This window comes from Sphaerochaeta sp. UBA5849, from assembly GCA_002432715.1.
GTDB lineage: Bacteria > Spirochaetota > Spirochaetia > Sphaerochaetales > Sphaerochaetaceae > Sphaerochaeta.
The window spans coordinates 1-10,869 of record DJGJ01000028.1 but is presented as its reverse complement, the minus strand read 5'-3'; the positions used below and the strand labels follow the sequence as shown (position 1 = coordinate 10,869).

Below are 10,869 nucleotides of genomic sequence, written 5' to 3'. Positions count from 1 at the left end.
AAAAAAATAAAATTAAATAATATAAAGATATAAAGTTTACAAAATACAAATTATATGCAATTCAATTGCACAAATATTGTTTGACTGCATATTTTTTCAAGCCAATAATGAACATGGACAGACACATAGAAGATTGGAGGAATATTCATGCAAGTCGAGAGAAGAAAGCCCCTTGCTGCAAACATCGGACTCTTGGGTGTAGGACATGCAACCTACTGGCACCAGTTTGATGGGTTATTGCAAATAATGCATGAGAAGCAAGCAAAGCTTCACACAAAGTTGCAGCATTATGAGAAGAATATTATAGATTTCGGCTTAATTGACAACTCCGAGAAGGCTTATGAGGTTGTGAAGGCGATTTATGCAGCCGATCTCGACTTATTGTTTATTGATATGCTTACATATGCAACCAGCGAGACATTCGCTCCCTTGGTAAAGGCATTGCAGATACCGATGGTTCTGGTCGCCCTCCAGCCGCTTACAGCAATGGATTATGCAAAAAGTACTACGTTTATTCAGCTTTGCAATGATGATATCTGCAGTGTTCCAGAATTCTGCTCCGTTGCTGTTCGAATGGGTAAGAAAACTCCTCCGGTAATCATTGGAACTCTCGAGGGAGATGCTGAGGCGGATTTGGAATTGGCTTCTTGGTGCCGGATTGCTCATGTGGTGCACGATCTGAAGCATGCTCGCATTGGTTTGATGGGTCATGTCTTGGAAACAATGTACGACATGCATGTTGATCCTGCGCTCATAACAAAAAGTTTTGGTTGCCATGTGGTTCCTGTCGAACCCGATGATGTCATGAAACAGTACCGTCACGTACATGAAGAGGAACTGCAATTGATGAAAAAAAGGATTCTGTCGTTTTTTGACACTCCCGATCCTCAATCTGATTCCATCACCTTCATGCTTCGAGAAGAGGACTTGCAGCTTGCCGCAAAGACTGCTGTAGCTCTGGAAAAAATGATAGAAGAACGCAACCTGACTGGTCTTGCCTATTACTACGAGGCAGAGGATGGCTCGGAAATGCGCCGTCTAGTGACAAACTTCATTGTTGGAAATTCTTTACTTACGTCTTCCGGTTTTCCTATGTGCGGTGAATACGATTTAAAAACATTGATGGCCATGTTGATTCTAGACCGATTGGAAATCGGGGGAAGTTTTGCTGAGTTGCATCCGATGGATTTTGCACGGAATTCAATTTTGGTTGGTCATGATGGACCTCATCACATAAATATAGCGGATTGCAAGCCGGTACTGCGTTCTCTGAGTAAATACCATGGAAAACCGGGCAGTGGTGCAGGAGTTGAGTTTAAGATCCAGGAGGGGCCGATTACCATGCTTGCCATCACAGTATCCAAGAAAGGTGATTTGAAGTTCGTGGTCGCCGAAGGACAATCTGTAGATGGACAGATTCCGGCAACTGGAAATACCAATACCCATGCTCACTTCAAGCCTGATCTAAAAACATTCTTGCGAAGATGGATGGCGGAGGGGCCGACTCATCACTTTGCGTTGGGTACCGGCCATCACAGTATAGAAATAGCAAAAATTGCAGCTGTTTTTGACATAGAGTGCGTAGTAATTTCTCAAGAAAAGGAGATCAGATGTGAGACAAGTAAAACGAATACTTGAACGGATAATGGGATTGGAACTTCTCATAGGAGGCCTTCTGATCATCACGATGGTAGGCATAATGGTGCTCGAAGTCATTATGCGATATATATTCAACAGCTCTATTATTTGGGTTCAGGAATTTGTCATCATGATTTTCATATGGATTGTCATGCTTGGTGGAAGTGCAGCCTCTATGACAAAAACGCATGTGACAATTACCACGTTCAGTCACCGATTACCCGAAACAGGGAAACATATCCTCCAAGTGTTCGTTTCATTGATAATACTTGCCGTAATGGTCTATCTCTTGCAAACCTTGCCGGCCTCCATCGCCATACAGAATAAAACCAGTACATCCTCCATGCCGCTGAATATCGGTAAAGGCCATTTCTACTCGACTCCTCTCTTGATTGCGGTAATCCTGATGAGTGTGACCGAGCTTTACTACCTTTTCTATGAGGTGAAAATGCTGCTGGGTAGCGAATATCCCGAGGATTATATGTTGAAGGCGTATCGATTTACAAAGAAATCGGTAGAAGGGGGCAAAGCATGAGTTTCCTTTGGATGGTAGCATTGATTTTTGTGGCAATTTTTCTCGAGGTCCCTGTTGCCTTTTCCTTCATAGCCGGAACTGTAGCCTATTTGATCATGGGTCAAACATTTCCCATCACGGTGGTTGCAGGCAGGCTTGGTCCCGGTCTCGACAGCTTTCCGCTTTTGGCTTTGCCTTTGTTTATATTTGCAGGGAATCTTTTGGGCGGATCCGGGATTGCCAAGCGAATTTTCAGCTTTGCCAATAGTTCGGTCGGACATATTCCTGGTGGACTCGGTCATGTGAACGTTCTTTCCAGTATTGTTTTTGCAGGGATGAGCGGTGTTGCAATGGCCGATGCAGCCGGTCTTGGCAAAATCGAGATGGAGGAGATGGAGCGGCATGGTTATCCCTTGGCTTTCAGTGCGGCTATTACTGCTGCTTCGGCTACCATAGGACCGATCATTCCCCCTAGCGGCCAGATGGTAATTATTGCTGTATTGGCAAATATTGCATTGGATAAGCTGTTCCTGGCAGGCTTCATTCCTGGGTTGATGCTCGGCGGTTTCTTGATGATTACCATCTACATCATGGTGAAATCGGGGCATGTGAAGGTGGCTGTGCTCCCCAAGGAGCCCCTTCTGGTCCGATTCTCCAATTTCCTGAAAGCAGTTCCAGCTTTGGCTATTCCAGTGTTTCTGATTGTTGGCTTGATTACCGGGATAGCCACACCAACCGAATTGGGAGCCCTTACGTGCCTGTTTGCTGTCATACTGGGATTTGTCTATAAGGATTTGACATGGACTTCCTTTTTTGACTGTGCTTTGGAATCCGCAAAAACTACTGGAATTCTCGGTATGCTGCTGTTGGTTGCCAGCCCCTTCACCTGGTTGATGGGTGTCGGCAATGTAGGTCTGCAGTTGCAAGCCTTCATGCTCGATGTAACGACAAATCCGATTGTATTCCTGCTGATAGCCAATGTCGTGCTGCTTGTCGCCGGAATGCTCATGGAGACTACGGTTGTGGTTCTCATAGCGGCCCCGATTCTGTTCCCCATCGCAGCAAGTTATGGAATTGACTCCATCCATTTTGCGATGGTGATGCTGATCAATCTCCTGATGGGGACGCTGACCCCGCCGTTCGGCTCCCTGTTGTTTGTGATGATGAACCAGACAAAACTCACCCTGGCCCAGATGTTCAAGGCCGTTGCTCCTTTCTATTTCCCATATTTGGCTTTCTTGGTGCTTATCACGTTGGTTCCGTCGATAACTACCTTTGTACCGCGATTGTTCGGGGCTTGACCCCGTGGTGATACTCGATTACGAAAAAGGAGATACGTATGAAAAGAATGCTGGTAATGTTACTTGTCGTAACACTTGTGGTGGCAGGATTGTTTGCTGCAGGAGCAAATGAGCAAAACGCTCAGCAGGAGAAGACCATCACCCTGGCAACAGGGGATGCAATTGGCACGCTGAGAAATCGGGCAGGGGAGTATTTCAAGGCAGAATTGGAGAAACGCCCCGAATTGAATCTGAAGGTCAACCACGTCCAAGGTGCCGTCTTGGGAACCGCCAATCAGATTCTTGATCAGGTGGTTGAAGGCTCGGTACACTTGTTCGGCAATGATATTGCCTGGATTGTTCCCTACGATGCAGACTTTCAGCCGATCAGTTTCGGATTTATGTTCCGCGATGTAGATCATATGAACGCCTACTTTAAAAGCCGGACGTTTCTTGATCTCGCTGACAAGGTGGCTGCGAGCAGCGGACTCCGAATTATTGCACCGGTTCCGATGGCCTCACGCATGTTTTTCTCAGTCAAGCCGTTGAACACTGCAGCAGATTTCAAAGGCCTGAAGATACGGGCACCAGGTCTCGAAATGTTCGTTAAGTCCTATGAGGCATATGGTGCAAGCCCGACGACCGTTGCCTGGAACGAGATATTCCTGGCACTCAAAACCAAGCTTGTTGAGGCTGCCCATGGTCCGGTGGCTGACGTTATCGCCAACAAGTGGCACCTTGCCGCTCCGTACATCACCCGTACTGAAGACATGTATGCGGCAAATGCCTGGTATGTGAATGAAGCCTTTTGGGATGGTTTGAGTGCAGATCAGCGTAAGGGAATCGAAGAGGCTCTGGATTCCACCAATGAGTGGTCGTTCAATGAGTCAAAGTTATCAGAACAAAGTTTGATTGATCAGATGGTGGCCGAGGGCGCCGTATACAACGCCTCATTCGCAGATCGCGACAAGTTGAGGGTGCAGGCCATTGAAGCAGTAAAGAAACTGGAGGCTTCAGGCAAATGGTCTTTGGGCTTGGTAGATGAAATTCAAGCTATCAAATAGCGAGAAGAAACGACACAACGCTTTTGCCGCAGGACAGGTGCTGTTCTGCGGCATTTCTTATCATGTTCCGAACGTAATGATTTGAGAAGATACCTGCCTATCGGGCTCGATGATCCGATACCCAAACGGCTTGTCATCCCTCTCCAGCGTTTCTGAATATTTCTTGATCTGGTAAAAAATCGAAGGTGTTATGTACTGGTGGATGCAGCCGTCGCTGCGCTCATCGGTTGTGTGGTAGTGGCCACAAAACAGATGTACTTCCTTGTTTGCCGCCTGCAAGGCCGTCCTGACTTCCTCACGATTCTTCAGAGCGTACGTGCATTCCCTATAGCAGTCATCGCAATCGAGGACCGGATGATGGAGGAAAATCAGGAGGGCCAGCGTGCTCTCATGGATTTCCTAGACCAACCAGTTCAGCTGCTTATCGTCCAGAAACGCTTCGCTGGTGTCACAGACGAGCAGGGTTGCCTGCTCACAGTAGAAGAGACTCCATGCATGTTCTCTTGAGCCAACTCCATGGCTGAGGGATTGTCATGGTTGCCAAGCACAAGATGCATCTCAAATCCATACTCTTTGATGGTGTCGAAGAACCACACACACTCGTCGTTCTCTGCTATATCGCCGGTTACCGCTATCTGCGTGATGTTCCTCAGACGGATATCCTCCAAGATGGTGATGCGATTTTTCTTGATATCCACACCAAATTTATGAGCTAAACGATGTCCAAGGTCTGTGCCAATGTCATGGCAGCCTTGCTTTCCTGTCAGGGATTTCAATTTTGGAATGAGATCCGTCAAATGTAAAGAGGGATTGCTTGAACGGTCAAGGTCGGTCAACGTAGGAACTGCAGGCTCAAAGCAATCAAGAGTTGACCGATATAGTAGAGTGATAGGTTCACAATCCTCAGTTTTTGCTGGTGTCTGGGGCCAAAGGTATTGAGATCGCTTACGAAAAAAGAGAGGGCACCGATGAAAAACAAGACACTGCAGCTTGAAGGGGAGGCAAAAGCAGGACCCCCGCTGCAATACCGCCCGGGATCAGGCCGATGATGATGCGGTTCGCAAAGAGGGTGTCGTCGGATGCAAGGGATCTGGAAAATATGCCGAGGAGGATGAAACAAAAAGAAGCAAAACCTTTGAGGAGAACGGCTGTTGTAAATTTTTCTTTGTGCTCAACATACATGAAGCAAGAAGCAGGCGGCAACGAAAGCAGACCAATAGGCAGGTATCGCATCAAAGCATTCCTCCCTTCTTTCAAGAAGATAGGCGTTTTCAGCCTGATTGCAAGCAGGAAGGAAAGATTGTGACGCACACAAAAAAGGGACCGCTTTTCAGCAGTCCCTTGCAGAGTCGGGCTGGACGGATTTGAACCGTCGACCCCTAGTCCCCCAGACTAGTACGCTAAACCCCTGCGCTACAGCCCGAACATGTATCGGTCACCCGACAGGAAGGAACCTTAGCATAGATGCATACTTGTGTCAATAAATGGATAATAGGTAGCCAAAGAAAGATTTTTGGAGTAATATTAGTACTAATTTTTAATAACACATCTATGGTTGAGCTATATATATTCGTACGTAGAGCAATGTGAGGGATACCCATGGCACAGATGACCAAAATAGCACTGGCCCAATCGCTGAAACAGTTGATGGTTGAACGGACCTTGGACAAAATTACTGTCAAGGAAATTGTGAATCGTTGCGGAGTCAACCGCCAGACATTCTATTATCATTTCAAGGATATTTACGATTTGCTCGATTGGATGTTCATCAATGAGGGACAGGAGTTTTCACGCAAGTACCCCGACACCCGGACAAACGATGACGGTGAGACAGCGATCCGTAACATGTGCACATACCTCAAGGACAACAGGCAGATAGTAATCAATATCTACCATAGTCTGGGTCGTGAACTTCTGGACAGGTATCTCTGTCGGGAGATGGCAAAACTCTTGCATGGAAATCTGAGTTGCCGTGCACAGGTCCTTGGCGTCAGCGAAGAGGACCTTGACTATCTGATTGATTTCTACAAGCATGCGTTTGTCGGTTCCTTGCTCGATTGGGTGCATGGAGGACTCTCTGGCAATATTGAGGATATCGTGCAGAAAATGGTCCCAATTTTGCAGGGTACCTTCGATGCAGCCCTGAAAAGGATGGCTCAAAGCCGTTAAATCGTAATATTGTTCTCTATTCCGGTCTTGATGAATCCATATCGATGGCGTACACTGTCACAAATGTCACTGTTGTAGAAAAAGAGAGAATAAAATGAATCAATGTGCGAATAAAACTATGAAGAAGGTGGTGTTGACGCTTGGTTTGCTTATACTCCTGCTTTCTTCCGTCCATGCGTATCAGTTTTCTCCGTTGGAACAATCGTTCCAACCTACCGGAGCAGAAAGTACCAAGACGTATACCATCGTCAACGACAGTAATGATTCCATAGCCATCAGTATTTCTGCTCTCATTCGTGATCAGGACGCGCAAGGAAATGAGGTAAACACCCCTGCAGACGCTTATTTTTCCATTGTTCCCAATAAGTTGGTTGTGCCTCCCCAAAGCAGTTGGGTCGTACGGGTTCAGTATCGCGGACCAAGAACGGTTACAAACGAGCTTGCTTTCCGACTCAAGGCAGAACAGATTCCCTATTCACAGGGTAGGGCAAGTACCGACAAGGGTATGTTCAACTTCCTGTACATCTATACAACCAGTTTGTATGTGCTTCCTTCCCGTGTAGTGGAAAATGTTGCAATCCGATCGGTGGCCGCCTCCACAATGGAGGATGGTTCTCCAGCCCTTGCCGTTACGTTGGCGAATCTCGGCACCGTACACCAATTGCTGATTTCTGCAGTTGTAGAAATCAAGGACAGCAAAGGAAATTCCGTAGTATTGCAAGGTGCTGAAGCTCTTCCCGGTATTGATGGCATGAATATATTGGCTAAGAAGACTGTAACGAAGAACGTTCCCTGGCCCGAGGGCCTTTCCCGCGATTCCGGGGTTACCTACCAAGCTACCATCAAGTATACAAAGTAGTAGGAGTTTCCTCCTTCCAGATTGAGAAAGGGCTTTTACATGAGGAAAAAAGGGTTTGCACACGCAGTGTTCCTGGTGGTCTTGCTTGTGCTCTTGACCCTCTTTCTTTCTGCCTTCGTCTGGACATGTTTTCATCAGCCTGTCGGTGTTGAGCAACCTGCTCCGATCAGGGTGGTCACTTCCGTTGTGCCTCAGCCACAAGTCCCAATCGAACCTGCAACAGTTCTACCCGATCAGCCGGTGGTTTCCGCCATCCCTGCCACTCCCCGGTTCAGCGGAAAGCCGATTGTTGAGGAAATAGTACGAGAAGTCAAACCGTTGCCGCCTCCTGTCCACTTGATTTCCCTACCGGTCATCAAACCCATTGAGCGGGTTGTGCTCCCTCCCTCCCCCAGGTTTGCAGGCCCTCCGACGGTGAAGCCACTTGTTCCCGATCCTCCGTATATGTTCGAACCCTTGGTACTCACAGAACAAGAGTATGATATGTTCTATCCTCAACCTTCTGCATTTGTTGAGCCTTCCGATGACTTCTGGGCGGACTTCTTTGTTGTTGGGCAGGATGCAACGATTGCGTTCGAAGATGGGTTCTACTTCCTCAACTTGTTTGTGAACGACGAACGGGTAGGCGACATCGAGGTGGAATTCATACAGGAACAGAGACTGCTCAGCACCGAGGATCTCACGTACTATGTCGGTACATATATCACCAAGGCGGCATACGAACGGATCTTTGGTGATGGGTTGCAATATCTGTCTTTGGACGATTTGAGAAGCCGTGGTGTGGATGCCCGCTACGATGCCGTGGAATTTGCCGTGTATTTGAATTTCAGCATCGCAGATATGCCCGAGCGGTCGGTGAGTGTCACTGCCACCTCCATCAACCGCAGGGAGCAGTATGGCATGAGCGGTGCCATCGTTCTCAAGCCGGCCAAATTTGCTCTGGCAAGTTCCTTGAGCCTCTATGCAATGATGGATTATCCCTCTGATTTCTCCCAATTTAAATCCCAACTTGTCTCTCTATCGGTATCCAACAGGGCATCCCTGTTGGGCATCGGGTTGAACTTCTATTTCTCGTTCTCGTCGAAAGCTCCAGTTTTCAATCCCGGAAGCTGGAACGGCTTCTATGACTTTGTTGAATCGAACCATCGGTTCAGCTTCGGCAACGTGGGGTCCAACCTCAGCTCGGTTACCGGCGCCAATTCCAATTTCGGATTCACCTTCGAAAAAAACTATGCATATGGTACAGGAAGCGCCAAAGGCAACCAGTTCGAGTATCGCATAGTCTTGGTAGAACCTTCAACGGTGGAAATTTTCATCAATGAAGTGTCAGTGTTCGGGCCGCGGGACTTCCAACCAGGTACCTACAGGCTCAAGGATTTTGTTTTCGCACAAGGAGCAAACAAGATCAAGATTGTCATCAAATTGAAAAATTCTGGTGAAGAAAAGGTTGAATACGTCGATATGGGCTACGACTACCGCCTCCTTGGCAAGGGCGACAGTCTCTACGGCTTTGGATTCAGTGTCCCCAAGGTAAAGAGCACAAGTGCAGGGGCGTTGATCAATCTGCCATGGTTTGACAACCAATACCTCTCATATTACCTGGACAAATTTACTGCAACCTATTATCAGCAGACCGGTTTGACCGATACATTCACCCTCACCACCGACATTGCATTCAGTCCTGGAATATTCAGGGGGACGGTCAATGGGGTGGTGGCCACCTTGTTGGGCACCTCGCAAATCCAGCTCACCCTTGGCCTTGATGCAAGCAACTATACGCCTTCTTTTGCTGGAAGCTTGAGTCACAGGCTCAGCGGTGCACCGGATAGCTGGCTTGGTACCCTCAGCGCTACGCTGAATCACAGCATACCTGCACGTCCTACCTCTGCTGCACCATTCTCCTCAGTTTCGACGCTCTCTCTTGCCTACTCCGGCAGTCTGACTGAGAAAATCCGGTATACGCTTTCCAACAATGTAATTTTTGACACGGCTGCTGCAAACCCTGGCTGGAGCCTCTCATTCGCCTCCGGATTCTCCCCCTTCAAGGGCTTCTCCCTCAGTGGTTCCCTCACAGCAAACGGAAGCAGTACCGATCCGCTCAGACCTTCAGTTACCGCCCAAATCAGCGGCAGCTACTCCTTCAGCCCCAAACTCAGTGCCAACTCATCGACCAGCATCCAAAGTGGTACCCCCTTCTTCGATGGAACGACTACCAGCTCCGCCGGGTTGAGTTGGAGACCGTCAGGAAACGACAGCCTCAACCTTTCACTGAGTTCATTCAAGTTCACCGACCCGAAGAATCATTCCTTGGTCGGTTCATGGTCGCACAGCGGAAATCTCAGTTCATTCTCCCTCAGGCAGCAAATCTCCAACTCCTATCAAAATATGTCCACCACCTTTACTGCCAACACCTCGTTTGCCTATGCTGGTGGAGCCTTTGCAATAGGCAAGTCGGTCAATGAATCCTTTTTACTTGTCAAACCGGTCGGCGAGTTGAAAAAGAGCGAGGTATCGGTAGCCCGCAGTCTCGATAGTGCCCCCTCATACCTGCCAAGACCGCTGGGCAGTGCGTTGTACAACAATATCTCCACCAATGTGAAGAACAGTGTGGTTGTTTTCTCAAGCGGAGCAACCGAGTATTCAGCCGGTTCCTCCTTCGTCTATGAGATAACGCCCAGAAGCCGGCAGGCCTTTGTTGCAAAACTCGATGTCGAGCCTTCTTTCACCGTCAGTGCCGTTTTGTTGATGACCGACTCGAGCCCGTATATGCAGTATTCATCCCCCGTCTACAAGGTTGTACTTGATGAGGCAGGCAATGAGAATCTCATCCGCGACGATGCCTTGTACCTCTTCACCGATCAGGAGGGGAGGTTCATTCTCAGCGAAGTCAAGAGTGGAACCTATCTGTTTGATCTGCAGGTAGGGGATCTGTGGTACGCGGTGCGGTTCACAGTTCCTGAGATCGAGGCGGACAAGCTGGGCTTGGACCGTGTTCTTCTTCTCGAGGATTTCTGGGTTGCCGACCCTGCATTTGTTGAGAGAATCATCGTGAAGGATGTCTTTACCGGCGAGCAGCTTGAAGAACAAGAGGATGTATTTGGTACAGAACTCGCCACAGGATATGATGCCGAGGTGACTCTGGATGTTGTCGATCGCATCAGTGAAGAGGTTTTCTGGAACATCATTTTCCCGCCGTTCGACGAGAGTGATTTCAGCTTCGAGCAGTTTGACGAAAGCTTCGTTACGGATGCTGATTTCCAGTTTGATGAGAGTCTCTATGATGCATTGGTCACTGAAGGCGAACAGGACGAAACTGCTCAACAGGTGTTCACGGCGGCACCCTGA

The 10,869-nt window shown here is 48.1% G+C and carries 11 protein-coding genes and 1 tRNA gene; 8 read left to right on the top strand and 4 right to left on the bottom strand.

Annotated elements, in window-relative coordinates; all coding sequences use genetic code 11:
• Positions 1-147: 147 nt before the first annotated feature.
• The 4 genes from B3K89_RS04335 to B3K89_RS04320 are packed head-to-tail and all read left to right on the top strand — an operon-like array spanning position 148 to position 4,496.
• Positions 148-1,638 carry an L-fucose/L-arabinose isomerase family protein gene (locus B3K89_RS04335; protein ID WP_293892061.1) on the top strand — a complete coding sequence of 497 codons (1,491 nt, stop codon included), beginning with the start codon at positions 148-150 and terminating at the stop codon, positions 1,636-1,638.
• Positions 1,613-2,173: a TRAP transporter small permease gene (locus B3K89_RS04330; protein WP_345907120.1), complete on the top strand. Its 561-nt coding sequence runs from the start codon at positions 1,613-1,615 to the stop codon at positions 2,171-2,173. The genes B3K89_RS04335 and B3K89_RS04330 overlap by 26 nt, the downstream gene beginning before the upstream one ends.
• Positions 2,170-3,453 carry a TRAP transporter large permease gene (locus tag B3K89_RS04325; RefSeq protein WP_293892058.1) on the top strand — a complete coding sequence of 428 codons (1,284 nt, stop codon included), beginning with the start codon at positions 2,170-2,172 and terminating at the stop codon, positions 3,451-3,453. Before B3K89_RS04330 ends, B3K89_RS04325 begins: the two co-directional genes overlap by 4 nt.
• Positions 3,454-3,491: 38 nt before the next feature.
• On the top strand, positions 3,492-4,496 hold the full coding sequence (locus B3K89_RS04320) for a TRAP transporter substrate-binding protein (RefSeq protein ID WP_345907119.1): 1,005 nt from the start codon (positions 3,492-3,494) through the stop codon (positions 4,494-4,496).
• Between the two features lie 60 nt (positions 4,497-4,556).
• Here the strand turns inward: B3K89_RS04320 and B3K89_RS04315 are convergent, their stop codons facing one another.
• The 3 genes from B3K89_RS04315 to B3K89_RS13770 form a co-directional block, all read right to left on the bottom strand.
• Entirely contained in the window at positions 4,557-4,775 is a 219-nt protein-coding gene (locus tag B3K89_RS04315; protein WP_345907118.1) for a hypothetical protein, read from the bottom strand.
• A gap of 134 nt (positions 4,776-4,909) precedes the next feature.
• The gene (locus B3K89_RS04310; RefSeq protein WP_345907117.1) at positions 4,910-5,194 is read right to left on the bottom strand and encodes a metallophosphoesterase; all 285 of its coding nucleotides are present in this window, start codon (positions 5,192-5,194) and stop codon (positions 4,910-4,912) included.
• Between the two features lie 134 nt (positions 5,195-5,328).
• On the bottom strand, positions 5,329-5,616 hold the full coding sequence (locus B3K89_RS13770; protein ID WP_414712339.1) for a lysoplasmalogenase family protein: 288 nt from the start codon (positions 5,614-5,616) through the stop codon (positions 5,329-5,331).
• Between B3K89_RS13770 and B3K89_RS04305 the strand changes: the two genes are divergently transcribed.
• The gene (locus B3K89_RS04305) at positions 5,542-5,802 is read left to right on the top strand and encodes a hypothetical protein (RefSeq protein WP_345907116.1); all 261 of its coding nucleotides are present in this window, start codon (positions 5,542-5,544) and stop codon (positions 5,800-5,802) included. The two genes, B3K89_RS13770 and B3K89_RS04305, sit on opposite strands and share 75 nt — an antisense overlap.
• Positions 5,803-5,845: 43 nt before the next feature.
• On the opposite strand, the gene B3K89_RS04300 is transcribed toward B3K89_RS04305, so the two are convergent.
• A tRNA-Pro gene (locus B3K89_RS04300) sits at positions 5,846-5,919 on the bottom strand.
• A gap of 176 nt (positions 5,920-6,095) precedes the next feature.
• On the opposite strand from B3K89_RS04300, the gene B3K89_RS04295 reads away from it, so the two are divergent.
• From B3K89_RS04295 to B3K89_RS04285, 3 genes are all read left to right on the top strand, one after another.
• Positions 6,096-6,665: a TetR/AcrR family transcriptional regulator C-terminal domain-containing protein gene (locus B3K89_RS04295; RefSeq protein ID WP_293891222.1), complete on the top strand. Its 570-nt coding sequence runs from the start codon at positions 6,096-6,098 to the stop codon at positions 6,663-6,665.
• A gap of 94 nt (positions 6,666-6,759) precedes the next feature.
• On the top strand, positions 6,760-7,524 hold the full coding sequence (locus tag B3K89_RS04290; RefSeq protein WP_293891219.1) for a fimbria/pilus periplasmic chaperone: 765 nt from the start codon (positions 6,760-6,762) through the stop codon (positions 7,522-7,524).
• A gap of 39 nt (positions 7,525-7,563) precedes the next feature.
• On the top strand, positions 7,564-10,869 hold the full coding sequence (locus B3K89_RS04285; protein WP_345907115.1) for a hypothetical protein: 3,306 nt from the start codon (positions 7,564-7,566) through the stop codon (positions 10,867-10,869).